The organism is Centipeda infelix ATCC 43532 (genome assembly GCF_000234095.1).
Taxonomy (GTDB): Bacteria; Bacillota; Negativicutes; order Selenomonadales; family Selenomonadaceae; genus Centipeda; species Centipeda infelix.
This window is the reverse complement of sequence record NZ_JH376800.1, coordinates 273,021-297,481: the sequence shown is the minus strand read 5'-3', so window position 1 is coordinate 297,481 and position 24,461 is coordinate 273,021. Positions and strand designations below refer to the sequence as shown.

The 24,461-nt window shown below is 57.0% G+C and carries 27 protein-coding genes; 10 read left to right on the top strand and 17 right to left on the bottom strand.

Annotation, left to right across the window (positions count from 1 at the left end; genetic code table 11):
- Position 1 precedes the first annotated feature (1 nt).
- Complete coding sequence (locus HMPREF9334_RS10230) at positions 2-1,861, bottom strand: glucose PTS transporter subunit IIA (RefSeq protein WP_006693395.1); 1,860 nt, start codon at positions 1,859-1,861, stop codon at positions 2-4.
- A gap of 202 nt (positions 1,862-2,063) precedes the next feature.
- Between HMPREF9334_RS10230 and HMPREF9334_RS10225 the strand changes: the two genes are divergently transcribed.
- The 3 genes from HMPREF9334_RS10225 (at position 2,064) to HMPREF9334_RS12340 (ending at position 3,438) form a co-directional block, all read left to right on the top strand.
- Positions 2,064-2,426, top strand: coding sequence for a PTS glucitol/sorbitol transporter subunit IIA (locus HMPREF9334_RS10225; protein ID WP_006693394.1), 363 nt, complete (start codon positions 2,064-2,066; stop codon positions 2,424-2,426).
- Between the two features lie 115 nt (positions 2,427-2,541).
- Complete coding sequence (locus tag HMPREF9334_RS10220; protein ID WP_006693393.1) at positions 2,542-3,222, top strand: flavodoxin; 681 nt, start codon at positions 2,542-2,544, stop codon at positions 3,220-3,222.
- 69 nt (positions 3,223-3,291) lie between these two features.
- Entirely contained in the window at positions 3,292-3,438 is a 147-nt protein-coding gene (locus HMPREF9334_RS12340; protein ID WP_245535255.1) for a hypothetical protein, read from the top strand.
- 115 nt (positions 3,439-3,553) lie between these two features.
- On the opposite strand, the gene HMPREF9334_RS10215 is transcribed toward HMPREF9334_RS12340, so the two are convergent.
- From HMPREF9334_RS10215 to HMPREF9334_RS10195, 5 genes are read right to left on the bottom strand one after another with little or no spacing between them, the layout of a single operon-like run.
- Entirely contained in the window at positions 3,554-4,765 is a 1,212-nt protein-coding gene (locus HMPREF9334_RS10215; protein WP_006693392.1) for a type II secretion system F family protein, read from the bottom strand.
- On the bottom strand, positions 4,762-5,757 hold the full coding sequence (locus HMPREF9334_RS10210; protein ID WP_006693391.1) for a type IV pilus twitching motility protein PilT: 996 nt from the start codon (positions 5,755-5,757) through the stop codon (positions 4,762-4,764). Before HMPREF9334_RS10210 ends, HMPREF9334_RS10215 begins: the two co-directional genes overlap by 4 nt.
- Complete coding sequence (locus HMPREF9334_RS10205; RefSeq protein ID WP_006693390.1) at positions 5,750-6,994, bottom strand: GspE/PulE family protein; 1,245 nt, start codon at positions 6,992-6,994, stop codon at positions 5,750-5,752. The genes HMPREF9334_RS10210 and HMPREF9334_RS10205 overlap by 8 nt, the downstream gene beginning before the upstream one ends.
- A 5-nt stretch (positions 6,995-6,999) precedes the next feature.
- Positions 7,000-7,782: a tRNA pseudouridine(38-40) synthase TruA gene (truA, locus tag HMPREF9334_RS10200; RefSeq protein WP_006693389.1), complete on the bottom strand. Its 783-nt coding sequence runs from the start codon at positions 7,780-7,782 to the stop codon at positions 7,000-7,002.
- Positions 7,783-7,795: 13 nt separating this feature from the next.
- Positions 7,796-8,611: an energy-coupling factor transporter transmembrane component T family protein gene (locus HMPREF9334_RS10195; protein WP_006693388.1), complete on the bottom strand. Its 816-nt coding sequence runs from the start codon at positions 8,609-8,611 to the stop codon at positions 7,796-7,798.
- Positions 8,612-8,779: 168 nt separating this feature from the next.
- Between HMPREF9334_RS10195 and HMPREF9334_RS10190 the strand changes: the two genes are divergently transcribed.
- Entirely contained in the window at positions 8,780-10,003 is a 1,224-nt protein-coding gene (locus tag HMPREF9334_RS10190; RefSeq protein ID WP_006693387.1) for an EAL and HDOD domain-containing protein, read from the top strand.
- A 60-nt stretch (positions 10,004-10,063) separates the two neighbouring features.
- Here HMPREF9334_RS10190 and HMPREF9334_RS10185 read toward each other — a convergent pair whose 3' ends face one another.
- A complete protein-coding gene (locus HMPREF9334_RS10185; RefSeq protein WP_050803438.1) occupies positions 10,064-11,083 on the bottom strand; it encodes an HD-GYP domain-containing protein in 1,020 nt (339 codons plus the stop codon).
- Between the two features lie 224 nt (positions 11,084-11,307).
- Between HMPREF9334_RS10185 and HMPREF9334_RS10180 the strand changes: the two genes are divergently transcribed.
- The 4 genes from HMPREF9334_RS10180 (at position 11,308) to HMPREF9334_RS10165 (ending at position 13,941) form a co-directional block, all read left to right on the top strand.
- Entirely contained in the window at positions 11,308-12,111 is an 804-nt protein-coding gene (locus tag HMPREF9334_RS10180; protein WP_006693385.1) for an amino acid ABC transporter substrate-binding protein, read from the top strand.
- Positions 12,112-12,182: 71 nt separating this feature from the next.
- Positions 12,183-12,827, top strand: a complete 645-nt coding sequence (locus HMPREF9334_RS10175) for an amino acid ABC transporter permease (protein WP_006693384.1) — start codon at positions 12,183-12,185, stop codon at positions 12,825-12,827.
- Complete coding sequence (locus HMPREF9334_RS10170; RefSeq protein ID WP_006693383.1) at positions 12,808-13,590, top strand: amino acid ABC transporter ATP-binding protein; 783 nt, start codon at positions 12,808-12,810, stop codon at positions 13,588-13,590. Before HMPREF9334_RS10175 ends, HMPREF9334_RS10170 begins: the two co-directional genes overlap by 20 nt.
- Positions 13,591-13,749: 159 nt before the next feature.
- A complete protein-coding gene (locus HMPREF9334_RS10165; protein WP_006693382.1) occupies positions 13,750-13,941 on the top strand; it encodes a hypothetical protein in 192 nt (63 codons plus the stop codon).
- Between the two features lie 54 nt (positions 13,942-13,995).
- On the opposite strand, the gene HMPREF9334_RS10160 is transcribed toward HMPREF9334_RS10165, so the two are convergent.
- The 4 genes from HMPREF9334_RS10160 to HMPREF9334_RS10140 form a co-directional block, all read right to left on the bottom strand.
- Positions 13,996-14,523 (bottom strand): hypothetical protein, encoded by a 528-nt coding sequence (locus HMPREF9334_RS10160; protein ID WP_006693381.1) that lies wholly within the window; start codon positions 14,521-14,523, stop codon positions 13,996-13,998.
- A 341-nt stretch (positions 14,524-14,864) separates the two neighbouring features.
- Positions 14,865-15,209, bottom strand: coding sequence for a hypothetical protein (locus HMPREF9334_RS10150; protein ID WP_006693380.1), 345 nt, complete (start codon positions 15,207-15,209; stop codon positions 14,865-14,867).
- Positions 15,210-15,385: 176 nt separating this feature from the next.
- On the bottom strand, positions 15,386-16,084 hold the full coding sequence (araD, locus tag HMPREF9334_RS10145; RefSeq protein ID WP_006693379.1) for an L-ribulose-5-phosphate 4-epimerase: 699 nt from the start codon (positions 16,082-16,084) through the stop codon (positions 15,386-15,388).
- A gap of 133 nt (positions 16,085-16,217) precedes the next feature.
- The gene (locus HMPREF9334_RS10140; protein ID WP_050803436.1) at positions 16,218-17,078 is read right to left on the bottom strand and encodes an L-ribulose-5-phosphate 3-epimerase; all 861 of its coding nucleotides are present in this window, start codon (positions 17,076-17,078) and stop codon (positions 16,218-16,220) included.
- Between the two features lie 51 nt (positions 17,079-17,129).
- Between HMPREF9334_RS10140 and HMPREF9334_RS12685 the strand changes: the two genes are divergently transcribed.
- The gene (locus tag HMPREF9334_RS12685; RefSeq protein WP_071985996.1) at positions 17,130-17,264 is read left to right on the top strand and encodes a secretion protein HlyD; all 135 of its coding nucleotides are present in this window, start codon (positions 17,130-17,132) and stop codon (positions 17,262-17,264) included.
- On the opposite strand, the gene HMPREF9334_RS10135 is transcribed toward HMPREF9334_RS12685, so the two are convergent.
- On the bottom strand, positions 17,261-18,604 hold the full coding sequence (locus HMPREF9334_RS10135; protein ID WP_006693377.1) for an MATE family efflux transporter: 1,344 nt from the start codon (positions 18,602-18,604) through the stop codon (positions 17,261-17,263). The two genes, HMPREF9334_RS12685 and HMPREF9334_RS10135, sit on opposite strands and share 4 nt — an antisense overlap.
- On the bottom strand, positions 18,601-19,359 hold the full coding sequence (locus tag HMPREF9334_RS10130) for a YdcF family protein (protein ID WP_006693376.1): 759 nt from the start codon (positions 19,357-19,359) through the stop codon (positions 18,601-18,603). The genes HMPREF9334_RS10135 and HMPREF9334_RS10130 overlap by 4 nt, the downstream gene beginning before the upstream one ends.
- 121 nt (positions 19,360-19,480) lie before the next feature.
- On the opposite strand from HMPREF9334_RS10130, the gene HMPREF9334_RS10125 reads away from it, so the two are divergent.
- On the top strand, positions 19,481-19,825 hold the full coding sequence (locus HMPREF9334_RS10125) for a cupin domain-containing protein (protein WP_006693375.1): 345 nt from the start codon (positions 19,481-19,483) through the stop codon (positions 19,823-19,825).
- Positions 19,826-19,958: 133 nt separating this feature from the next.
- Here HMPREF9334_RS10125 and HMPREF9334_RS10120 read toward each other — a convergent pair whose 3' ends face one another.
- The 4 genes from HMPREF9334_RS10120 to HMPREF9334_RS10105 are packed head-to-tail and all read right to left on the bottom strand — an operon-like array spanning position 19,959 to position 24,396.
- A complete protein-coding gene (locus HMPREF9334_RS10120; protein ID WP_006693374.1) occupies positions 19,959-21,173 on the bottom strand; it encodes an ABC transporter permease in 1,215 nt (404 codons plus the stop codon).
- Entirely contained in the window at positions 21,163-21,882 is a 720-nt protein-coding gene (locus tag HMPREF9334_RS10115) for an ABC transporter ATP-binding protein (protein WP_006693373.1), read from the bottom strand. Before HMPREF9334_RS10115 ends, HMPREF9334_RS10120 begins: the two co-directional genes overlap by 11 nt.
- 15 nt (positions 21,883-21,897) lie before the next feature.
- Positions 21,898-23,004, bottom strand: coding sequence for an efflux RND transporter periplasmic adaptor subunit (locus HMPREF9334_RS10110; RefSeq protein WP_006693372.1), 1,107 nt, complete (start codon positions 23,002-23,004; stop codon positions 21,898-21,900).
- Positions 23,005-24,396: a TolC family protein gene (locus HMPREF9334_RS10105; RefSeq protein ID WP_039957526.1), complete on the bottom strand. Its 1,392-nt coding sequence runs from the start codon at positions 24,394-24,396 to the stop codon at positions 23,005-23,007.
- Between the last annotated feature and the right edge of the window lie 65 nt (positions 24,397-24,461).

The window sequence follows — 24,461 nt, the reverse complement described above, 5'->3', positions numbered from 1 at the left end:
CTCACTCCTCAGGACGGAAGAAGGTGAAGGTCAGACCGAACGCCACGCCGAAGCCGACTGCGTTAACGAGAACGTACTCAGCGAGGTGGTCAAGATAGAGCAGCGTGCCCGGCAGCACCGTGATGCCCATGCCCGTGCCCGCGAGATGCAGGAAGCCCGCAATCGCGCCCGCGCACGCGCCGCCGACGAGACCGTAAATGAACGGCTTCATGAAGCGCAGGTTGATACCGAAGATCGCCGGCTCTGTGATGCCGAGGAACGCGGGAACCGCCGAGGAGATGTAGAGCGCACGCTTCTTTGCGTCGTGCGTACGCGCTGCGACAGCGACCGCAGCACCGCCCTGCGCGACGATCGCACCCGTGATGATCGCGTTGAACGGGTCAAGCCCCGTCGATGCGAGCAGCTGCACCTCGAGCGCGTTGAAGACATGGTGCACGCCGAATACGACGATGACCTGATGCACGCCGCCGACGATGAAGCCGCCAATGCCGTACGGGAGCTCCAGGAAGGCACGCACCGCACCGAAGATGCCAATCTCAAGCGTGTGCATGATGGGTCCGATGATGAGCAGACCGAGCAGCATCGAGACGAACAGTGTCAGGAACGGGGTTACGATGAGGTCGATGATGTCGGGCACGAAGGTCTTGAACCACTTTTGCAGACGCGCGGCAAAGATGCCGAGCACGAGTGCGGGCAGAACAGAGCCCTGATAGCCGACGACGGGGATCGGAATGCCGAGGATGTCCATCGAGAGCGGAACGGCATCGCCCGCCGCAATCGCATACGCATTCGGCAGCTGCGGCGCAACGAGCATGAGACCGAGGACGATGCCAATGACGGGCGTGCCGCCGAAGCGGTTCATCGTCGACCAGCAGACAAGCGCGGGCAGGAATGCAAACGCCGTATCGGTGAGAATCTGGCTCATGCGGAGCAGATTGTCGCTCATCTCGACGCCGAGACTCTGCGCCGCACCGCGCAGCCCCATGAAAAGACCGGTGGCAACAAGCACGGGGATAATCGGAACGAACACGTCACCGAGCGTGCGCGAAACCTTTTGCAGCGGCGTCATCTGATCGTACGCCTCCTGCTTGCTGTTCACCGCACCCACGAGATTCGTGCCCGCGACAAAGGCATCGAACACCTTGTCGACGAAGCCCGTACCGAGGATGATCTGGTACTGTGCGGCGGCAAAGAACTGCCCCTTCACACCGTCGATGTTCTCGATTGCCTTCTCGTCGATGATCGACTTGTCGTTGACGATGAGGCGCAAACGCGTCGCACAGTGCTCGGCACTGCGGACATTGCCCGTGCCGCCGACGTACTTCCAGATGAGCTTTGCGACACGCTCCTCCTTCGGCAGATTCGGATCGATGTCATCCTCCGCCGGAGCCGCTGCTGCAGGTGCTTCCTCGGCAGGCTCATCACCGCCCGAGGAGATCTCCGCATCATCGAGGGCGAACGTGATCTTCCCGAAGTCCGCCGCATTCGTCACGAGCACGGGGGTCGTCGTCTCATATCCCTCCGCACGGATTGCCTCGGGATCGAACTCAAGCAGCAGCTGCCCGCGCTTTATCGTATCTCCCTGTGCAACGTGCGCCGTGAAATGCTTCCCCTCGAGCTTCACCGTATCCACACCGACGTGGATGAGGAGATCCACCCCGTCCGCCGAGTGAATGCCGATGGCATGCTTCGAGCCAAAGAGCACGGTGACCTCGCCGTCCACCGGTGACACCACACGCCCCTCGGGATCGGCAATCGCCGCACCGCGACCCATCGCACCGCTCGCGAACGCCGGATCCGTCACCTCTGAAAGTGGGATCAGACGTCCCTTGAGCGGACTGTCCAAACGAATGTCCTGCATATCAAGTCCCCCTAATGAAGTCATCCTGTCGGAATCTTCGTATATCTATTGATGATCCCTCTCAGTGAAAGTGTACTAATTTCCTTTTCACTTGTCAATGCACGAGCGCGGCGAAAAGATTTTACAACGGGATATCCTTGTGGTAGAATAATTTTAAGATAACGTTGAGAGATTCGGATACCATCCGGGGGAGGCATTTCAAATGAGTGTAAAATATGAAGTCAGTGTCACCGCCATCGGCAAACTGGCACGCAAATTCCTTGAGACCAATAACAGCGTGATCCTGCTCGACGAGGGTGCACACCCGAATCTCGCCGAGATGGTCATCGAACATACACCGAGCGAGCTGGTCGGGGAAATTGCCGTCGGCGACACCCTCTCCGTCGGGAAACAGAAGTACAAGATCGTGCGCGTCGGGGAGAACGCGAACGATACCATCCGCGAGAGCGGACACTGCACCATCCTCTTCAATGCAAAGGGCTCGATGCCAGGACAGATCGAAGTTGAAGGCACGGCGATTCCATCGTTCACGCAGGGGGTCAAATTCACGTTCACAGGGAAATAAACGACAGCATAAAGTCAGCCGTGCACAGTACTTATGCACGGCTTTTTTGTGTAGAACGTCATTGAATTTAGTTCTTTTCTCCTATATAATAACGAAACACAAAAGAGGTGATTTCATGAAAAAGATCTTACTGATATTCTGCACAGTGTTTGCCGTTCTTGCCATTGGCTGCGGAAACATGTCCACCGATGGCGACGATCTCGATCATGCGGATTCTGTAGTGCTGGATCTCACGCGCCCCATTCATCCACCCGCGAATTTTTCCGGAAAGCGCGTGCTTGTTGCATTCTTCTCACGCGCAGGCGAGAATTTCGAAGTTGGCGTGATCGATAAGGGCAACACACATATCATTGCGGAGCAGATCGCGGAGATCACACACGCGGACAAAATTTTCGAGATACAAACGATCACACCATATCCTATCAACTATCAGGAGATGACAAAGGTCGCCAAGGAGGAACAAGCATCGTCGGCGCGTCCCCCGCTCGCCGCACGAATGGAGGATATGGATAGCTACGACATCGTCTATCTCGGCTACCCGATCTGGTACCAGGATCTGCCGATGCCCGTCTACACTTTCCTTGAAAGCTACGATTTCACAGGCAAGACGATCATCCCGTTCTGTACTGGATCAGGCAACGCTATGAGCGGTATGGAGGAGGAGATTCCGCACTTTGCAAAGGGTGCACAGATGCAAAAGGGGTTCGGGATTCAGGGAAAATTCGTGCATAACAATCCCGATCAGGCAAAGCTTGAGGTTGCCAACTGGCTTTCCTCGCTGGGGTATAGCAACTGATGCACACATTCCTCTATGTCCTCATTTCGGCAGTCCTCCTCTTTCTCCCAAATCGCCTTTTGACCACAGATGACACGCGTTTATAACGTGCGCGGCATTCTGCTCATCATTGCGGGTGTGCACGCCTTTATCACAACGCATATCTACGAAAAATACTCTTTGAGCACATGTCCTTCGGCGGTATTGTCGGGACATGGGCGTACCAACTCGATCTGATGCTCATCTTCGCAGCGTGTATGTGCTGCTCCCTGTTCTACGAGCGTTTGCATCGACGAAAATAAAAAGGGGCCTTCTTGAAGTTACATGACTTCAGGAGGCCCCATTTATTTTTTCACATCAATGCGTCCATCGTATCAAAGATCGGCAGGAGAACGGAGAGCACCACGAAGAAGATGAGCGCGGCGACGATGACGATCATCGCAGGCTCGGTCAAAGCCTCCATGCGCGTACTGTACGCAGCAGCACGGCGCCGGCAGTAGTCTGCCCCATGCTGCAGGAGGCGCTCCAGATCCCCCGCCGCCTCTCCAGCAGCGAGCATTCCGTGCAGAATCTGTGGGACATACGGTGCGTGCACAATCACCTGTCCAAATGTACGGCCTTCGACAAGGTTTCGCTCCATCCGCCCGAGATAATCGGCGAGCGCACGATTCCCCGTCATTGATCGTGCAAGTGCCACAGCGCGATCCAGACGAATGCCGCTCTTGAGGAGAATCGCGAGCGTTCGCAGAATAGTCTGCCACGCAGCGAGCCCCAGGAACGTCCCCAGCACAGGGATGCGCAGAAGCAGCGCATCGACATGAAGGCGCAGCACGGGCTGTGCCAACAGCAAAGGAATAACAAGGCAGCCCCCGATGACAGCGGCGATCAGCGCATAGGGATGTGCCGCAAGAGCATCGGAGAGCGCGAGCATCACGCGTGTCGGCAGGGGAGCCTCTGCTCCCAGATCACGCAGGAGTGCGGCAAAGATTGGCAGGATGAACACGGTCATGAGGAGCAGCGAAAAAACGGTTGCCGCAAGCAAAAAGAGAGGATAGGCAAGTGCGCTGCGTATGGATTCGCGCAGGACATGTGCCTCGGTGAGAACTGCTGCCGCCTCATGTAGGATCGTTTCGAGCATTCCGCTCTCCTCACCCGCACGCACCATTCCGATCAGGCTTTCGGAGAACGTCGCCCTCTGCAGCGCCATTGCCTGGGAGAGTGGCATACCACGCAGCACCGCCTGATAGAGTGCTGCCGTCATCCGCGCGTATGTGCCCTCTCGTGCGCCATCGGTGATTTGTGCCAATGCCTCATGCACGGGCAGCCCCGCGCCGAGAAGAGCTGCCAGCTCGTGCAGGAACGCAATCCGCTCCTCCGCGGTGATGCCGCCGCGCCGCAGCCATAGAAAATCGGGCAGACAGAACTCACGCCGCTCCCGCAGACGAAGCACGGTCTTGCCCTCTGCAGCAAGGATCCGCACCGCCTCGGGCGCCGACTCCGCCGCGATCGTCCCACGCAGTGCCACGCCTGCCGACGTACAGGCACGGTACGAAAACTTCTTCATGCGAGCATACCCTTCGCCCTGAGTATCGCCTCCGCCATCTCCGCCGTCTGCATGCCCTGCGCCGCACCACTCATCATCACGGATGCAAGCTGCGAGCAGCTGCCCTGCCGCAGAATGTTCCGCACGGCGGGCGTTGCCATGAGCACCTCGAACGCGGCAACACGCCCGCCGCCGCGACGCGGAAGGAGACGCTGCGCGAAGATCCCCGTCAGCACATCGGCAAGCTGCGCCCGCACAGCGTCGCGCACATCCGGCGGAAACATACTCTCCACGCGCAGCGGTGTCTCTGCCGCACCGCGCGTATGCAGCGTCCCGAGGACGAGTACTCCCGTTGTCGCCGCCATCAGTGCCGCCTCCATCGTCGCGCGGTCACGGATCTCACCGACAAGCAGGATATCGGGATCCTCGCGCAGTGCGCTCCGCACGGCAGCAGGAAATGATGTAAAGTCACGCCCCGCCTCCCGCTGACTGAGAAATGCACACGCCGGCGGAAAAACATACTCGATCGGATCCTCAAGCGTGATGACGTGCACATGCCGCGTACGATTGATCTGCTCGATCAACGCGGCGAGCGTCGTTGTCTTACCCGTGCCTGTTGCGCCGCATACGAGGGCAAGCCCGTTCTGTGCCTCGGCAAGTACGCACAGCCCCGCGGGCATCCCGATCTCCTCTGGGGTCGGAATGCGCGCGGGCAGGAGACGCAGGGCGATGCCGATCCCGCCCTTCATACGGTAGGCATTTCCGCGAAAACGCCGCCCCTCATACATCCACGAAAAATCAATGTCGCATTCAGAAATCAGGGCGCACTGCTCCTCCGACATCATGCGCTCTGTCAACTGCTCCATCAGGGCAGCCGTCGGCACAAAATCCTCCGGCATGAGCACACCGTCACGCCGCATCTGCACACGCTGCTCGGGTGCAATGTGCAGATCGGACGCCTCCGCCGCGATCATGCAGTGCAGAATATCCGCAAGTCTCTCCCGCTCATCCATAGAGTGCCCGCTCCACCTCTGCGAGGGTCGTCTCCCCCGCCAATACCTTTGCCGCGCCATCCTGCCACAGCGTCTCCATACCGTCCTCCATTGCTGCACTGCGCAGCAATTCCTTGTCGCGCCCATTGAGAATCGCAGCACGGATACGCTCCGACACGGGCAGGATCTCATGAATCGCCATGCGCCCGCGGTAGCCGCTGCCGTGACAATACACGCAGCCGCGTCCCCGCACAAGTTCCAGCCCCTCATGGTAGAGATCGCCAAGCTGGACTGCCTCACGCGAGCCGTCAGCGACCGTATATTTTTCCATACAGTTCGAGCATACACGCCGCACGAGACGCTGTGCAATCACGCCCGACAGCGTCGCTGCAAGCAGATAGGGCGGCACGCCCATCTCGATCATACGAAAGACCGCCGACACCGTATCCTCGGTGTGCAGCGTTGAAAAGAGCGCGTGCCCCGTGAGCGCGATGCGCACCGCCATCTCCGCCGTCTCGCGGTCGCGAATCTCACCGAGGAGAATCTTCTGCGCGTCCTGCCGCAGTGCCGCACGAAGCCCCACGACAAAGGTCAGCCCCGCCTCCGGATTCACCTGGAACTGGCTGATCCCTTCAAGCCGCCGCTCCACGGGATCCTCAAGCGTCATGATGTGACAGCTCGGCTCGTTCAGCGCTGAGAGTGCGGCGTAGAGTGTCGTCGTCTTGCCCGAATTCATCGGGCCGCAGAGGAGGAGCAGCCCCGTCGGGCGGCGAATCAGCCGTTCAAACAACTCCTGATTGCGCTGCGTGAAGCCCAGCTCCGCGCATCCAAGGAACCGCTCCGTCGCATCCATGATGCGCACCACCATACGCTCCCCCTCCACCACGGGAAGCACCGCCACGCGCATATCGATCGAATGCGCTCCCTGTCGATAGCGGATCTGTCCGTCCTGCGGACGGTTACGCTTTGCCGTATCCAGTCCCGCCATCACCTTAAGACGTGCGATGATGACGGGCGCAAGCTCCGCTGGAAATCGGATCGGTCGCTCCTGCAGGAGACCGTCTACACGCATACGGATACGCAGCCCGCCGCCCATCGGCTCAAGGTGTATGTCCGTCGCCTCCTCTGCGAGAGCCGCATCCAGAATGGCATTGACCAGCGTGATGACGTGGCTGCCGCCCGTCCCCTCCTGCGAGATTCCACGCCGCACCTCGCGCGCCGCCTCTGTAACAAGCCGCTGTGCTGCCTCCCGCTCCATCGCACTCACTTCCTCACATCGTTTCGATCATGTGCCACATAGTCCACCGAGAGTAGATAGAGTCCGCAGGCAGGCGCGGTCGGAGGCACAAGCCGCCGATCACGCACGGCAAAGATTTCGGCAAAGCGCTCCACCGAGATGCGCCCGAGCCCCACACTCACCGCCGCGCTCATGATATTGCGCACCATATGATAGAGGAAACCGTTGCCGTGCAGATAGCAGGAGAGCCGCCCTGCCCCCTCCTCCTCCAACCGTATCTCATCGAGTGTCCGCACAGGCGACATCGGTGCGCCGCCCGCTGCGCGGAACGAAGAGTAGTCATGCGTTCCCACGAGCATGGCAAGTGCCCCACGCATCGCATCGTGATCAAGCGGCTGAAAGATCTGCCACGCATAGCTGCGTGTAAAGGGATTCGGAACAGTGCACTCCTCCAAACGGTAGACATACGCCTTCCCCGTCGCCGAGTGCCGCGCACTGAAATCACGCTCTGCCTCCCATGCCTGTGTTACCACAATATCGGGCGGCAGTAGTCCGTTCACAGCACGCGGCAGGCGCTCGACGGAAATCCGTCCGTCCGTAAAGAAGTTCACCACCTGCCCGTAGGCGTGCACCCCTGCGTCCGTCCGCCCCGCTGCGGCGAGTTCCACGTCCTCCCCGCAGACTTTTCCGAGCGCGCACTCAAGCACATTCTGCACTGCGACAACGGGTGGCGTCTGCCGCTGAAACCCGTGATAATTCGTCCCGTCATAGGCGACCACCAGCGCAATATTGCGCGCACGCGCCTTCATCCGCTCCACATGTTCAGGGCGCAATGGGCAGCCCTCCGAGACTCAAGGCGCAGATCCCCGCAGCTCCGAGCACAAACACGGCAATCGCCGCATAATCGAGCCGCCCCGTTTTTAGTTCCTTCATCTGTGTGCGCCCCTCGCCGCCGCGATAGCAGCGCGCCTCCATCGCAAGTGCAAGTTCATCTGCGCGGCGAAATGCCGAGAGAAAGAGCGGGACGAGCACGGGCACAACCGCGCGCAGACGCTGCATAATATTCCCACGCTCAAAGTCCGCACCACGCGCCTTCTGCGCCTTCATGATGCGATCCAACTCTTCAAGAAGTGTCGGCACAAAGCGCAACGCGATCGTCATCATCATCGACAGCTCATGCACTGGCACACGAAAGCGGCGCAGCGGCGAGAGCAAAGCCTCAAGCCCATCCGTCAGACGCAGGGGACTCGTCGTCAGTGTCAGCAGTGTGCTGAGCAGAATGAGCAGTACGAGGCGCAGCGAGATGTACGCTCCGCGCGCAAGTCCCTCCCATGTCACGCCCAATGGACCGACGCGAAAGACCTCCGTCCCCGGCGTCATAAAGAGATGCACGCCGAACGTAAACAAAACGATCCAGAGGATCGGTCGAATCGAGCGGAGCTGCATCCCGAGCGGAACCTCGGAAAACACCATCAAAAGAGCAACGGAAACAGCGAGAGCAAGGAATCCTGCTGCATTTTCCACAAAGAAAATGAGCAGCAGGAAGAAAAAGAGCAACACCATCTTCACCCGCGGATCCATACGATGCAGAAACGAATCCCCGGGCAGATAACGGCCAATCTGTATATCATTCAGCAAGAACAATCACATCCAAATTCGTTTTCTCCATTATAACATCAAAGCCAATCTTTTTCATTTCTTTTTCGCAGACTTTATGCTATAATGCGCCGTATATAGGGTGTCATTATTTCAGGAGATAACCATGACACCCCATTGGAAATGGACCCATAAAGAAAGGCTTTTACAATGGAAGAAGCATTTATTGGGCGACAGGCCATATTGGATCAGCAAAAAAAGGTATACGCATACGAGATCCTGTTTCGCAGCGGCCTCAAGAACGCCTTTGACCCCAACCTCGACGGCAACGTGGCAACGCAGAGCGTCATGGTCAATGCCATGCTCGACTTTGGCATGAACAAGCTCGTCTCGGATAAACGTGCCTTCATCAACTTCACTGAGCAGAACCTCCTGAACCGTGCACCGAAACTCCTTCCAGCGGGAAGCGTCGTTGTGGAGATTCTGGAGACTGTTCAGCCGACCCCCGAGATTTTACAAGTTGTGCAGGAGCTCAAGTCGGAGGGCTACAAGATCGCCCTCGACGACTTCGTCCTGATGCCGGGCTACGAACCGCTCATCGACATGGCGGACATCATCAAAGTCGACTTCCGCATCACGACAGATCCCGAAGAGCGCAAAAAGCTGCGTGAAATCCTGCCAAAGCACGTTCGTCTCCTTGCGGAGAAAATCGAGACAGAGGAGGAGTTCCAGCAAGCGCTCGACTTTGGCTACGTCCTCTTTCAGGGCTATTTCTTCTGTAAACCTGCAGTCCTCCATCAAAAGAGGCTCACGAGCAACGCACTCTCAAAGATTCGCCTCCTGCGGGAAATCAATCGTCAAAATGTCGATTTTTCCTCCATCACCGGTGTCATCTCTTCGGATACGAACCTCGTCCACAAGCTGCTCACCTACATCAACTCTGCGGGTGTCGGACTCAACAACCATGTATCCAACCTCAAGCAGGCGACCGTACTCCTCGGTGCCAGCGGTATACGTCGCTGGGTAACACTCATCAGCCTCCAGACCTTCTCCGAGGACAAACCACCCGAACTCTTCACCCTCTCGCTCCTGCGTGCAAAGTTCTGCGAGCTCATCGCATGTGATCTCAAGCGTCCCGGCCTTACATCCGACACAGCCTTCCTGCTCGGCATGTTCTCGCTGCTCGACGTGCTTCTGAGTCTGCCCATGGATGACGTTCTCAAGGAAGTCTCCCTGTCCGACGAACTCTGCGATGCCCTGCGCGGCAAGGACAATGACCTGCGCCGACTGCTCGATCTCGTTGTCGCCTACGAAAAGGGCGATTGGGAGAAAGTCATCACCTGCTGCACACGCGAAAATCTTGAACCCAACCATCTTCAGCCGACCTATGACAAGGTACTCGTGTGGTACAACACCCTTCAGAGCATCAGCTAACATGATCGAACTCACGAAAAAAGCCCATCGGATACACTCCGACGGGCTTTTCTGATGCACTTATTTCGGATTATACTCGACAATCGTGATCTTCTTGTTCTCGTTGAGATCGATCACCTCGTCCTCTGAGATCGTCACGATCGGAAGCGGCACAACGCCGTGCGGATACGCCGTGATTGTCCCCTCACGGTGATTGCTGAGCAGAACACGCGAACCAAGGAACGCATTTTTGATGTTCGTCAGTACGGGGATGCAGACCTGCGGATCCAGCTTCGTATACATCTGCCGCGCGATCTCCGTCACCGCATCGAACGGTGTGCGGCGCGGATAACCCTCGCGCTCCACCGTGATGTTGTCGTAAAGATCTGCCACAGCGACGATACGCGCGTAGAGGTGAATATCCTCCCCCTGGATATTGAACGGAAAACCGCTCCCATCCATCCGTTCGTGATGCTGGAGCGCGGTGAGGCGCACGCCCTCCGTCAGTCCCGCAACACCATTCAGAATCTGAGCGCCGTCTACCGTATGCTGGATGTACCGCTCATAATCCTCCCCTGTCAGCGTATCGATGTTTTTCTCAAGAAGCCGCTGGTCAAATTTCGACTTGCCAACATCATGCAGGAAGCCCGCAAGTACAATATCCTTTGCCGTCTCACGGTCCAGCTTCATCCACTTCGCGATAACACCCGAGAGAATCGAGACACGCAGGGAGTGGTTGTAGATATCACTCGCCAGATGATTGACCTCGTTCAGATAGTCAATCGTCCCACTGCGGCGCGAGAGCGGCAAGAGATCCGCCTGCACCATCTCATTCGTCTCGGCGACGGGCACATTCCCCGTCTTTTTCGTCTCCTCGAAGATCGACTTCGCCGTCCCAACCACATTCTCATACTGCTTGATAAAGAGATTGCTGCGCGAGAAGATCGGCGATCGATCCTCCTTGAGCTCCGTCTCATCCTTGATGTAGACAACGGGAATCTTCAGGAACTTGAGGCGCGTGATATGCGCCGCTGTCAGCTCCGTATTCTCCGACACGACAACCACACGTTTGGCATTGACGATCGTCCGCGCAAGTATCATCCCATCTTCCAGATCACTTACGGATATTGCACGCAAGGTAAGCCCTCCCTCGATTTATCTCCTCTTCATTTACGCACGAAACTATTGCACCTATAAATATTTCGACCTTTACGAAAAAATCCCTGCCTGTGTAAAATAAAACTTGACTTTATTTTAATCAATAACGTATAATATTCTACGTTAGCACTTTATCTTACTAAAGCAAAACAAGGAGAGATGGAACGATGAACTGGAAGAATATTTTTGCAGGCGCGGCGGTCATGGCACTGTCGGCGGCACTCCTCATGGGCTGCGGCAGCGAGAAAACAGTATCGACAGACAATGCGGCAGAGATGGGAAAAATCATCGTCGGACTTGACGACAACTTCCCGCCGATGGGCTTTAAGAACGAGAAGAACGAGATTGTCGGCTTCGATGTGGATCTCGCAAAGGAGGCAGCAAAACGTCTCGGACGCGAGGTGGAGTTTAAGGCGATCGACTGGTCGAGCAAGGAGGCGGAACTCAAGAGCGGACGCGTCCAGATCCTTTGGAATGGGCTCGACATCACCGACAAGCGTAAGGAGAATATGCTCTTCTCCAATCCCTACATGGACAACCGCCAGATCATCTTCGTGAAGAAGGGCAATACCTCCGTCACGGATGAGAAGAGTCTCGCGGGCAAGACGGTCGGCACGCAGAGCGCGGGCACGGCGGAGGAGTACATCGACGCGACCCCGTTCTACAAGAACGATGTCAAGGAGGTCAAGAAATACCCCGACTACGTCGCAGCCTTTATGGATCTCGAGAACGGACGTCTCGATGCGGTCATCGGCGATGAGATTGTCGGGCGCTACTACATGAGCAAACACCCCGAGGAGCTTGCAGCACTTGATGTCGTCGTCGGCCCCACGAGCGAATTCGGCATTGCATTCGCCAAGGACAACACTGCGCTGCGTGACGAGGTGCAGAAGGTGCTCGATGAGATGAAGAAGGACGGCACAATCGCAAAGATCTCGACCGAGTGGTTCACGAAAGATATCACAAAATAAACATGTGACAACGGGAGGCTGCTGCTCAATGGCGGCAGTCTCTTTTTGCCGCTGCAAGGACGATAAAACGAATGGATAAAACACTGGATACGGTACTGCTCATGCTCGAGGGCTCGACCATCACCCTCGAGATTTTCTGTGTCACGCTCGCACTCTCCCTCCCGCTCGGACTCTTTGCCGCGCTCGGGAGGCTTTCGCGTTTTCGGCCGCTCAGCCGACTACTTGAGATTTATATCTGGATCATGCGCGGCACACCGCTGATGCTCCAACTGCTCTTTGTCTACTTTGCTCTGCCGATGGTCGGCATCCTGCTGCCCGACATCGCGGCGGCACTCCTCGCCTTTGTCCTCAACTATGCCGCCTACTTCGCCGAGATCTTCCGCTCCGGCATACAGGCCATCCCACGCGGACAGTTTGAGGCAGCGCGTGCACTCGGTATGAGTGCACCGCTCGCCATGCGGCGCATCGTCCTGCCGCAGGTGCTGCGCATCACCCTGCCCCCCGTCAGCAACGAGACCATCAACCTCGTCAAGGACACCTCCCTCGTCTACATCCTCGCCATGAACGACCTCTTGCGCGTCGCACGCACCATCGTTCAGCGCGAATTTGACATGACCCCCTTCCTCATCGCCGGCATCTTCTACCTCGCGATGACCGCCGTACTCACCTATGGATTCAAAAAGCTGGAGGCGTACTATGGCAGATACGACAACTAACGAAATCATGCTCTCCATGCGCGGCATTCATAAATCCTTCGGCGACCTCAGCGTCCTTCGCGGCATCGACCTCAGTCTCGCACGCGGTGAAGTGCTCGCCATCATCGGCTCCTCCGGATCAGGCAAGTCGACACTTCTGCGCTGCATCAACAAACTTGAGACGATTGACCGTGGGGACATCACAATTCGCGGGGAAAAACTCTGTTGGACAAAAGACGGCGAAACCACCGCGACCTACGCAAGCACCGCCGACGAGCGGCACATCCTCATGTCTACGGGCATGGTCTTTCAGCAGTTCAATCTCTTCCCCCATATGACCGTCATCGAAAATCTCATCGAGGCCCCCATTCACGTCAAGGGACAGTCGCGGGACGAGATTCTCCCCTACGCGCGCGAACTCCTTGCCAAAGTCGGACTCTCCGACCGTGAGAACTACTACCCGAGCCAGCTCTCCGGCGGACAGCAGCAGCGCGTCGCCATCGCTCGGGCACTTGCCATGAAGCCCGACATCATGCTCTTTGACGAGCCGACCTCCGCGCTCGACCCCGAGCTCACGGGCGAGGTGCTCCGCACCATGCGGGCGCTTGCCGCCGAGCGCATGACCATGATCGTCGTCACGCACGAAATGGCATTCGCCCGCGAAGCGGCAACCAATGTCATCTTTATGGAGAACGGTGTCATCGTCGAGCAGGGCGAGCCGCAAACATTCTTCCGTGCACCGAAAGAGGAGCGAACACAGGAGTTTCTGCGGAATATGCTTTGAAATTTCAGGCTCTTTGTCAATAGTTATAGAGAAAAATAATGGCGATTTTTAGGATTTTTTTGTACGGCGACTTTGACACTCCCCGCTGTTGAGAATATACATGATACGCCGTCGGAAGTTTGCAAAACTACGGAGCAGGTAAATAGCAATGCAATTCATGTGAATCCCGATCATCCAGAGTTTATCGGAGGCGAGGTTATCACGCAAGATCAGGCGGTCGATATGTTCGGTCATGACTTCGGATTCCCAAACACCTACGCAGCGCATGAGATTCCAAGCGACGATGAGATTGCGGAAATGATTGAAGAACAGGCGCAGCAATGGGCACTGGAGGTCAAAGAAACGCACTGAAAAACACCTGCTTGCGGGAGATTCCCGTAAGCAGGTGTTTTTTGTGCTATCTTGTTATATGTCAGCGTATTTGTCGGTGAGAAGAATCTTTTGAACAATCCCCTTCTGATCTACTTGCAGGACAAGGAAACGTATCCCTTCCTTTCCATTGGAAAGAGTAACACCAAATCCGTCAAGTGGTGATACATACTTTTTTTCACCAGATTTATCAGATGGTTGTTCCTTCAAGTTGTTAAATATCTGCTGCACATCCGCAATCTTCATGCCAACGTGGATGCCGGAGGGCATAACGAGTGCATCGTTCGTACTCTCGATGGTCTGAACAAGAGGATTCCATGCACCCTCTTCCATGATGTTGTAGGTGATGACAAATCCCTGCCCGTAATAATCAACCAGATATGCCGGGTGATTATAGTTGCCTATCCGTATTGTTTTTTCGCTGTCCGGCTCACCGTAGATGCTCCGCACATAGCTGAGATCATTGCCGGGAGCAATGCCGGCGACCGCGACATCATCCACGGTCATCGCACGCGGCGCAGCGAGAGCAGTCCCCATAAAGAGCACCATGACCAGCGCGGTCATACACAAAATGTTTCGATACAAGAAAATCCCTCCTATTCATTCTCTGTAAAACTGCCGTGCTCCTCCTTGGGAAAGAACTGTTCGTATGCGTGCAGCGTTTCCTCCACCCGAGCGCGACTGACGTATGGTACACAGTCGCGTACAATACGTTCGCGCTCATGATGTGTAAGATCACGCGAGAACTCTTCGCGAAAGAGTTCGGAAGGATCGCGAAATGGCGTTTTCTCCCGATCATAGAGGCATTCGCCCGCCCCCGGCTGCCCGGCAAGAAGATATGCCTGTGGATTTTTTGATGGTGTGACCGCGCCTAATAAATCGGCTTTGATTTTTCTTTTTGTTCATCAAGCTCCTTTGCGCTGTAGTTCTCCGGCATCTTCTGTCTCCAACTCTCGAACGTAAGCGCGGGCACGCACAAACTCCTGCTTCAGTTCCGCTATATCTTCGGGCGTATTGTAGCGATCGCCAAGAATCCTGTGCAAGATTGTGCGGAGTTCGCTTTGGAAGCCGGACACCGGATGCACGGCATCCTGCGGATCAAGTCCCACGCGATCCTTGATACGGCTCACATCTGCCAAAAGCTCTGCAAAACCTTCATGCAGGATCTCCTTTGCTTCAATGACTTCATACGGAATCATTGTATCGCCCCCTTTGTTCGCATTATACCATAAAAGCGCATCGAAGACCATATTCCACCTTCGATGCGCCTTTGTCTTACTTGAAGCGAACAAAACCACGCGGCTTTTCACGTTCGTAAGCGCTCGCAGCAGCACGCTCTTTGTTATACGGATCATCGCCCCAATAAAGCCGTTGGCAATACAAAAAGAGCAGACTTGCTCTGCTCTTTGGATGATTCGTATGTGTGTTACTTTTTCTGCCCGTAGTAGGCGTTTGCACCGTGCTTGCGCAGGAAGTGTTTGTCAAGCAGGGTCTGCTGGATCGCCTGTACGCCCGGTGTGAGCATTTCGGTGTGGAACGCCATCATGGCGACCTCCTCGAGGACGACGGCGTTGTGCACGGCATCAAAGGGATCTTTGCCCCAGCAGAACGGTCCGTGATTCTTGACGAGAACAGCGGGGATATGGTCGGGATTCAGATGTGCCTTTTCAAAACGTTCGACAGCAACCACGCCTGTGTTGTACTCGTAGGCACTCTTGATCTCCTCCTCAGTCATGTCGCGCGTGCATGGGATCTCGCCGTAGTAGTAGTCCGCGTGCGTCGTTCCATAGGCACGCACGCCGCGTCCTGCCTGTGCGAAGAGGGTTGCCCACCGCGAATGCGTGTGCACGACACCGCCGATGTTCGGGAATTTTTGATAGAAAATACGATGTGTCTCTGTGTCGGACGATGGGTTAAGATCGCCCTCGACGCGCTTGCCGTCGAGATCGACAACGACCATGTCCGATGGCTTCATCGCATCGTACTCCACACCCGACGGCTTAATGACGAAAAGGCCCTTTTCACGGTCGATGCCCGACACGTTTCCCCATGTGAATGTCACGAGATGATGTTTCGGCAGGAGCATATTCGCCTCGTAGACCTGCTCCTTGAGTTGTTCCAGCATACTGTTCCTCTCCTCAGTCTTTGGTCAGTTCATAGTGCGCGATCTTGTCGATCTCGCGGTTCGTCGTGATGATGCCCCTTGCCCGTGTGGACGTAGTGCAGGAACTCGAGCTTTTCAGCATGTGTTTCCCTCCCTACTCTGCCGCCGCATCGAGTACGCGGCGCAGGAATGCATTCGCAAATACAAGGTCTCCCTTCCAGTCCGCGTTCCCCGTATACCAGAACTCACCAACATAGCGGCGCACCCCCAGCTCCCACGCCTTCTTTGCAATGGCGGCGAAGTCAACGTGCCCCATACCGAATGGGATTTCCCGATACTTGCCTGGCACGGTTTCCTTCAGATGGAGTGCGACCATGTACCCGCGCCCCATCTCCATGTCATCCAAAACACCTTTTCCGTAAATAAGCGACGCGTTCGTCAGATTGCCGCTGTCGGGATAAACACCGAGGTAGGGAGAGCGCACAAGATCGACGTAGTGCATCGCCTTTTCAACCGTGTCCATAAACGGTGTCTCCATCGTCTCAAAGCCGAGCTGTACGCCGCCACAAGCCGCCAACAGCACAGACTTCACGAGATTGCGTGCAAATGCTGCACGCGTCTCCACAGAGCCCTCGTCATAGTAGACATCGTAGCCCGCAAGCTGGATCGTCCGAATACCAAGCGCGGCGGCAAGCCCCACTGCATCCTCCATGATCTCCATGCTTCGCGTTTGCTTTGCAGGATCGGGATCGCCGAGCGGATATTTACGGTGTCCGCTGAGGCAGATTGAACCGAACATCATCCCCGTCTCGCGCATGGCGATACGGATCTCCTCCATCTCTGCCGTGCTCATATGGAGACGTGCGAGCTTTTCGTCCGTCTCGTCGATGCTCATCTCCACATAGTCAAACCCCGCCTCCTTCGCGGCGGTCAGCTTCTCGTACCATGTGAGCGTCCCCGGCATGGCCTTTTCGTAGAGCCCGAGCTGATAACTTTTTTCCATGATTTCCCCCATTCCGATGGATGAAAAGAGGGGCTACCACAGGCAACTCCCCTCTCGCATGATATACTGAATGCATTTCGTCCGATTGAGGAGGCAAATCGGACGCATAGCCAAAGCTATGTGGAGGATTTGCCGACAAAAAGCGGGCAAAAAAGATGCGCTAAGATGGCGGGACTGAATTTATCAGTGCTTCCTTAGGACTCGTGCCGCAAGGTCTTCTCCGTCCAGAGATAGGCAAGTACGACAGGAATCGCTGCGCCGATCCACGCGAGGGGATATGCCATGCACGCGCCGAGGAAGCCGAGTGAACTGCAGAGGAAGATGGCTGCAACCGCACGCATGATGAGCTCCATCACGCCCGCAATGGTCGGTATGACACTCTGCCCGAGACCCTGCAATACATTGCGGTAGACAAGCAGGAGCGAGAGGATGGTGTAGGTCGAGCCAGTAACAACGAGATAGGTGTGCCCGTAGGCAATGACCTCCTCCGCGCCCGCCGCATCGGCACCGACAAAGAGCTCCAGGAAGAATGTGCCGAACGCAATCAGGAGGATGCCTATGCCGACGGCAAACGCCATCGACATTTTGAGGCATGCGCGCACACCCATGCGGATGCGCTCATATTTCTGTGCACCGTAGTTCTGCGCCGTGTACGCCGCCATGGCATAGCCGAACGAGAGCATAGGCATGACGGCAACAGCATCGATCTTCTGCGTCGCTGCATACGCTGCAACGGGCAGTGCACCGAGATTGTTCAGCGCGACTTGCACGATGATCGCACCAATGGCAATAACAGAGGACTGGAACGCCATCGGCAGTCCCATACGCAAATGCGCCATAAGAACGGAACGATCGGGCTTCCAATCTGCCCAGCGTGTATGCAGCGCGGGCACACGTCGCCGAATATAGATCCAAAAGAGGAGCGCACCAATGCCCTGCGAGAAAACCGTTGCAAGCGCCGCGCCTGGAATGCCCCAGCCGAGCACGAGGATGGCAACCGGCTCGAGTACGATGTTGATGCCGAGCGTAACGGCGAGCAAAATCGTCGGCATCTTACTGTCGCCGAGCGCGCGAATCAGGCAGTTTTGCAGATAGAGCAGGAGAAAAATCACAAGCCCCGCAAAGACAATCGAGATGAAGTCATACGCCCCATCCATGATCTCGGGCGGTGTCTCCATCAGAATGAGCAGCGTTCGCGTGAGCGGCAGGACAATCGCCGTCAACGTGAGTACCAACGCCACACCGAGCAGGATGCACGCCGCCGCACTCTGCCGCACCCCCGCATGGTCGCCCGCGCCAAAACGCTGGCCCGTGTAGATCGTAACACCTGTGCAGAATCCCATGATGAAACCGAGTGTCAGAAACATGAGGCTTCCCGTACAGCCAACCGCCGCAAGCGCATTGACCCCGAGGAAACGCCCGACAATGAGCGTGTCAATAAAGGCGTAGAGCTGCTGCATCATATTGCCCGCAACAAGCGGCAGTGCGAAAAAGAAGATGAGCCGTGTGGGCTCACCCTCCGTCATATTCTTTGTCATTCGAGATACCTCGTCACGAAGATGCGCAGCTTCTCTTGGAGGAAATATGTATTCGTATAGAGAGCATTCACATTCGGTGCGAATTTGATGAGATATATCTGCGGATTGCCGCTCACCATGAAGTCGGCAGGATACGGCGTAACCGCATAGCCCTCCTTTTCAAAATAGAGCACGGCACGCGGCAGGTGGAACGCCGAGGTCACGAGAATCGGATGCGTGAACCCATTACGCCGCAGAATCTCTGCCGAATAGCGTGCGTTCTGCCCCGTGGTAAGGCTGCGCCCCTCGACATAGATCATCTCATCGGGCACACCGAGTGAGAGGAGAACGCGCCGTGCGATCTCCGCCTCCGAGCCCGTATCGCTGAACACCTGTCCGCCCGAGAGGAGGATCGGCAGGTTGTAGAGACGATGCAGACGCAGCGTTGTAAGAAGCCGTGAGGACGGGCTCTGCGCGAGCATCCCCACGCCGTCCACATCCTGCACATCTGCAATCGCTCCGCCGCCGAGCATGACAATCACGTCTCCCTCGGGATGCGCCGGCACTTCATACGTCTGCTCAAGGCTTCCCATCAGCCGATCCGAGACGGCACCGATGGAGAGCAGATAGAGTGCAAGCGAAAGGGCGGCGAGCAGCCCCGCCGCACGATGTTGGTGTCGTTTTTTCCAAAGATAACCAGTGATTCCAATCATCGCGAGAATAAAGATCCCCGGCGGCAGAATCCACGCCGCGCCGAATTTCAAAATATAGATCATAAAAAAGGAAAATACGCCTCCATCGCGAATATTTAGAATATATAGCGAGACACGTCTTACCGTGTTCTTCGCTTCTCCATTCTATCAGAATCTGTGTCGAATTACAAAGGAGAGTTCATTTATGGCAATCATCGAATCCGAGCACATCGATGCCGAGAAGCGCTTTGGCGGTAACGGTACGATCCACATTCAGAAGCTGCTCAGTCCGACTGAGCTCGACGGCAAATGTGCGATGTACGCGCGTGTGACGATCCCCCCGCACGCATCGATGGGCGTACACAAGCACGAAGGCAATACGGAGACCTATCACATTCTTTTGGGACGTGCACGTTACAACGACAACGGCACGGAGATCGAGATCGGCCCCGGCACGACGACGTTCTGCGGCGACGGTGAGGTACACGCCATCGCCAACGCCTCCGAGACCGAGGATCTCGTCTTTATGGCGCTGATTATCAATAAGTAGATATAAAGTAGTGCCCCTATCGGCTCACTACGCTCGCCACTTCCCCCGTCGCGACGGGGGAAGCTAATATACCACCACGATAAATGCCTCCTCGTTACAAACGGAGGAGGCATTTATCGTGGTTTTTCTATACTTATTCATACCTGAGCGCGTCGATGGGATCCAGCCGTGCCGCCTTGCGGGCGGGGTAGATGCCGAAGAAAAGTCCGATGCCAACGGCAAAGGAGAACGAGACGAGGATCGGCAGGATCTCGATGGTAGTGGTAAGCCCGCCAAACGCGCCGATTGCTTTGGAGAGGGAAACGCCGAGCGTGATGCCGATCACGCCGCCGACAATGCCGATAACCATGGACTCGATCATGAACTGCATGAGCACGTTCGAGGAGGTCGCGCCAAGTGCCTTGCGGATGCCGATCTCACGCGTGCGCTCGGTGACGGAGACCATCATGATGTTCATGATGCCGATGCCGCCGACGAGCAGCGAGATGCCCGCGATCGATCCAAGGAGCAGCGTAATCATATTCGTGTTCTCCGTAAAGCTCTCCATGAGGCTCGTCATATTGCGCACGGTGAAATCGTCCTCTGCCCCGTGACGAATATGATGCCGCTGACGCAGCAGATTCTCAACGTCTGCCTGCACCTGATTCATCCGCTCGGGACTCGATACCTGTATGTTGATGGCTTGGACGTATGTAATGGCGAGCATACGCTCCTGTGCCGTCGTGATTGGGATATAGATCACGTCGTCCTGATCCTGCCCGATGGACTGTCCCTTCTCCGCCGTCAGTCCGATGACCTTGAACGGCTGATTGTGGATGCGGATGTTCTTGCCGATGGGGTTCTCCGTCCCAAAGAGATTCGAGGCGACAGTCGGTCCGATGACGGCGACACGGCTGCGCTTTGCCATATCGTTTGCGGTGATGAACGACCCGTTCTCGACCTTGAGTGAGCGGATCTGCATCAGCTCGGGTGTAACGCCCTCCACCGTCGTATTCCAGTTGAGATTCCCGTTCACGACCTGATAGGCACCGGAGACCGAGGGAGACACGTAGTCAATCCCTTTGATCTTGCTCTCAATCGCCTTCGCATCGTCGTATTTCAGTGACTTGCGCGAGCCCGCCTTGCCGCGCACACCGCCCGTGTTCGCAGAGCCGGGCATGACGATGAGCATATTCGAGCCGAGGCTCGCAAAGGAGTCCGCGACGCTCGTACGCACGCCCATACCGATGGAGACCATGGCAATGACCGCCCCCACGCCGATGATGATGCCGAGCATGGTGAGGAGGGAGCGGAGCTTGTTCGCGAGCAGGGCGTTCACCGCCATGCCGAAACATTCCTTAAACAACATCCATCACCACCCCCTTCCCCTCATCGCGCATAATCCTGCCGTCACGTACGAGGAGCTGACGACAGGCACGCAGGGCGATCTCCGGCTCGTGCGTGACAAGGATGATCGTGTGTCCCTTCTCGTGCATCCGCTCAAAGATGTCCATGATCTCCTGCGTGGACTTCGTGTCGAGGTTGCCCGTCGGTTCGTCCGCCATGATGATGTGCGGATCGTTCACGAGGGCGCGGGCAATCGCGACACGCTGCCGCTGTCCGCCCGAAAGCTCGTTCGGCAGATGCGCCCCACGATCGGAGAGCCCTACGGCTGCGAGCATTTCCTGCGCCCGCTCTGTGCGCTCGTGCCGCCTCACCCCCGCATAGACGAGGGGCAGGGCGACGTTGTCGAGGGCGGAGATGCGCGGGAGCAGGTTAAAATTCTGAAAGACAAAGCCGATCTTCTTGTTGCGCGTCGCGGCGAGTGCATCGTCACTGAGTCCCGCGACCTCCGCGCCGTCAAGCAGATACGATCCCGCGCTCGGACGGTCGAGGCAGCCAAGGATGTTCATAAGCGTCGATTTGCCGGAACCTGACGGTCCCATGAGCGCGGCAAACTCACCGCGCCGAATATCGAGGTCGATGCCGTCGAGTGCGGCAAGCGTCTCGCCGCCGATGCGGTAGAGCTTGCGGATGCCGTGCAGACGGATGGTCGAGGGCACTTCTTTTTGTTCCATCGAAATCCCCCCGTATCAGAACGGCGGCGGGCCGCCCGCCTGCATACTCATCGGGACGATCTTTGCCGTGTAGGTGCTGACGACGCGCTCCCCCTCACTGAGCCCCGAAAGGATCTCGACATACTCATCACTGTAGATGCCTGTCTCCACGTAGCGCGTCTCCTGCGTGCCATCCTCCTGCAGGACGAGGACATAGGAGCCCGCTGCGTCCGTCTTGAGCGTGGAGAGCGGTACGACGAGTGCGTCATTCCGATCCGCCGTGTTGATGACGACGCGTGCCGTCATCGCGGGCAGGAGCAGATTCTCCGGATCGTCCACATCGAGGGTCACATAGTAGTAGATGACACTCGTGCTCGATGAGGTAGACGAGGAGGAGGAGCTCGTGTCCCAGCTGTTCGTCACATCGGTCTGCGAGATCTTCGAGACGCGTGCCGTAAATTTCTTGTCCGTAAAGGCATCGACGGTAAACGTCGCCTCCTGCCCGATGCGGATGTTTCCGATGTCGGTCTCGTCCACCTTCGCCTTGATCTGCTTCTTCGAAAGGTCGGCGATGCGCATGATGACGGTTGGATTGTCCGAGCCCTGCACTGCCATCGTTCCCGCCGTCTTCGGTTCGCCCACGACAACGCCCGAAATCGGCGCGGTGATGATCGTCTCGTTTGCGTCGGAGTTTGCTTCCTCAAGTGTCGACTGCGCCGTATCGTAGTTGTACTCCGCATCCTCGAGGTCGGATTTGGACTTCGCGCCGATGCTTTCGAGATAGCTCATGCGGTTGTACTTCGCACGCGTATTCGTCACGCGATACTGCGCCTGGTCGCGCTTCGCCTCGTAGTCCTTGCCGTCGAGCGTCGCAACCACCTGCCCCGCCGTGACCGTATCGTTCTCCTTGACGAGAACAGAGTTGATGCGTGCGGTGATCTTGGAGCTGACCTCCACGGAGTCCACGGGGCGAATCGTCCCTGTTGCCTCAACGGTCGACTTGATGTCCATGCGCTGCACAGCAACGGTCTCAACGGCCTGTGCCGTCTTTTCCGCCGCGCTCGACTCCATGTACCAATACACACCGCCCGCGACCAGCACTGCCGCCAGTGCGCCGATGCCGATAATTTTGCCACGTTTCATTTACTTCACCGCCTTCGCAGCAGCATCCGTACCGCCCTCAATGTATGCCGCCTGTGCTGCAGCACGTTCCTCTGCGGTCACAGCGGGAAGCCTCTCTGCCGCCGCACGCTCGCTGTCCGTCAGCTCTGTCCCCATCAGGTTCTCGACCTGTGCGCGATAGCGTGCGTAGTCATAGCGCGCACTGATCGCATTCGTCTCCGCCGCAGCAAGCGCCGTCTGCGCATCGATGATGTCGAGGAGAATGCCCTCGCCCGCACGGTAGCGTTCATTCGCGATGTGATAGTCCTCGCGTGCCTGACGTACCGCATCCCCCGTCGCGGTAAACCGCTGCTCTGCCTCGCGCATATTGAGATACGCCTTGCGGAGATTCAGATCAATGGTCTCCTCCGCCTTTTTCAGCGTCAGCAGGGCAATGTCACGCTCCGCCTCCGCCGCCTCAATCGCCCCACGCGTAACACCACTGTCAAAGATGTTCCAGCTGACCCCAACGGAGGCGGACACATCTGAGCTCGTATCATGACGCGGTTGGAACTGGCTCGAGAGCCCCGTGCCGAGTGTGAGACTGACGGAGGGTTTCTTCCCTGCCCGTGCGCTTTTGACGGCAAGCTCTTTCTGCTGCACCTTCATCCGCTCCTCTGCCAGATCGAGGCGACTGCGGTTCGCATATGAAATACAGTTCTCCATCGTGGTCTCAAACGGCTGATACGCGACGTCGCTCGTGAGTGTCAGCGGCTCTGTGCGGCTGATATTCAGCAGATTCCGCAGTGCTGCGAGGCTCACCTCATAGGTATTCCCGGCGCGAATGAGCTCCTGCCGTGCATTCGACAGTTCCACAGAGGAGCGCAGCACGTCGATCTTTGCCTGTGCCCCCGCCTCGTAAAGAGCAGTGACATTCTTTAGGTGTGCATCGTATTTGTTTACGGTGTCCCGCTGCACCTCGATCTTTTTCCCTGCCTCCACGGCATCCCAGTAGGCGGCAGTCACCTCGTATTTCAGATCCTCGCGCGCGCGCTCGGTGGTGAGGCGCGCCGCACGTGCGCCGAGTTCACCCGCTGCGATATTCGCCTCGTTCGCACCGCCGCTATAGAGCGGCAGACGCGCAGAGAGTGAGAGCGCATTGCTCGCCTGTGCATCCTCATCTCGTGTCTTGCTCGTACGCAGGGTGTCGGACGCCTCTGCTGCAATGCTGTTCCTGCCGCGTACCTGTTTTAATGTGGCATCGGCAGACCGCTCACCCGTCTGCGTGACACGCAGGCCCGTATTCGCGGCGAGTGCCATCCGGATTGCATCCGCGAGTGTAAGGCTCATCGCATTCGCGTGCAGGGGCAGGAAAAGTGCCGTGCTCAAAGCCAACACCGCAAACGTACGCCGCCCGCGTCCCTTATGATACATAAAATCTTCCTCCACCATATAGGAAATTCGTCCATATAACACAGCGCCCATGCTAACGCAGGGGC

Excerpts from the sequence above, each read along its gene's own strand:
- HMPREF9334_RS10230 (WP_006693395.1), bottom strand. The coding sequence starts at position 1,861 with ATGCAGGACATTCGTTTGGACAGTCCGCTCAAGGGACGTCTGATCCCA.
- HMPREF9334_RS10225 (WP_006693394.1), top strand. The coding sequence starts at position 2,064 with ATGAGTGTAAAATATGAAGTCAGTGTCACCGCCATCGGCAAACTGGCA.
- HMPREF9334_RS10220 (WP_006693393.1), top strand. The coding sequence starts at position 2,542 with ATGAAAAAGATCTTACTGATATTCTGCACAGTGTTTGCCGTTCTTGCC.
- HMPREF9334_RS12340 (WP_245535255.1), top strand. The coding sequence starts at position 3,292 with ATGACACGCGTTTATAACGTGCGCGGCATTCTGCTCATCATTGCGGGT.
- HMPREF9334_RS10215 (WP_006693392.1), bottom strand. The coding sequence starts at position 4,765 with ATGAAGAAGTTTTCGTACCGTGCCTGTACGTCGGCAGGCGTGGCACTG.
- HMPREF9334_RS10210 (WP_006693391.1), bottom strand. The coding sequence starts at position 5,757 with ATGGATGAGCGGGAGAGACTTGCGGATATTCTGCACTGCATGATCGCG.
- HMPREF9334_RS10205 (WP_006693390.1), bottom strand. The coding sequence starts at position 6,994 with ATGGAGCGGGAGGCAGCACAGCGGCTTGTTACAGAGGCGGCGCGCGAG.
- truA (WP_006693389.1), bottom strand. The coding sequence starts at position 7,782 with ATGAAGGCGCGTGCGCGCAATATTGCGCTGGTGGTCGCCTATGACGGG.
- HMPREF9334_RS10190 (WP_006693387.1), top strand. The coding sequence starts at position 8,780 with ATGGAAGAAGCATTTATTGGGCGACAGGCCATATTGGATCAGCAAAAA.
- HMPREF9334_RS10185 (WP_050803438.1), bottom strand. The coding sequence starts at position 11,083 with ATGATACTTGCGCGGACGATCGTCAATGCCAAACGTGTGGTTGTCGTG.
- HMPREF9334_RS10180 (WP_006693385.1), top strand. The coding sequence starts at position 11,308 with ATGAACTGGAAGAATATTTTTGCAGGCGCGGCGGTCATGGCACTGTCG.
- HMPREF9334_RS10175 (WP_006693384.1), top strand. The coding sequence starts at position 12,183 with ATGGATAAAACACTGGATACGGTACTGCTCATGCTCGAGGGCTCGACC.
- HMPREF9334_RS10170 (WP_006693383.1), top strand. The coding sequence starts at position 12,808 with ATGGCAGATACGACAACTAACGAAATCATGCTCTCCATGCGCGGCATT.
- HMPREF9334_RS10160 (WP_006693381.1), bottom strand. The coding sequence starts at position 14,523 with ATGACCGCGCTGGTCATGGTGCTCTTTATGGGGACTGCTCTCGCTGCG.
- HMPREF9334_RS10150 (WP_006693380.1), bottom strand. The coding sequence starts at position 15,209 with ATGGTCTTCGATGCGCTTTTATGGTATAATGCGAACAAAGGGGGCGAT.
- araD (WP_006693379.1), bottom strand. The coding sequence starts at position 16,084 with ATGCTGGAACAACTCAAGGAGCAGGTCTACGAGGCGAATATGCTCCTG.
- HMPREF9334_RS10140 (WP_050803436.1), bottom strand. The coding sequence starts at position 17,078 with ATGGGGGAAATCATGGAAAAAAGTTATCAGCTCGGGCTCTACGAAAAG.
- HMPREF9334_RS10135 (WP_006693377.1), bottom strand. The coding sequence starts at position 18,604 with ATGACAAAGAATATGACGGAGGGTGAGCCCACACGGCTCATCTTCTTT.
- HMPREF9334_RS10130 (WP_006693376.1), bottom strand. The coding sequence starts at position 19,359 with ATGATCTATATTTTGAAATTCGGCGCGGCGTGGATTCTGCCGCCGGGG.
- HMPREF9334_RS10125 (WP_006693375.1), top strand. The coding sequence starts at position 19,481 with ATGGCAATCATCGAATCCGAGCACATCGATGCCGAGAAGCGCTTTGGC.
- HMPREF9334_RS10120 (WP_006693374.1), bottom strand. The coding sequence starts at position 21,173 with ATGTTGTTTAAGGAATGTTTCGGCATGGCGGTGAACGCCCTGCTCGCG.
- HMPREF9334_RS10115 (WP_006693373.1), bottom strand. The coding sequence starts at position 21,882 with ATGGAACAAAAAGAAGTGCCCTCGACCATCCGTCTGCACGGCATCCGC.
- HMPREF9334_RS10110 (WP_006693372.1), bottom strand. The coding sequence starts at position 23,004 with ATGAAACGTGGCAAAATTATCGGCATCGGCGCACTGGCGGCAGTGCTG.
- HMPREF9334_RS10105 (WP_039957526.1), bottom strand. The coding sequence starts at position 24,396 with ATGTATCATAAGGGACGCGGGCGGCGTACGTTTGCGGTGTTGGCTTTG.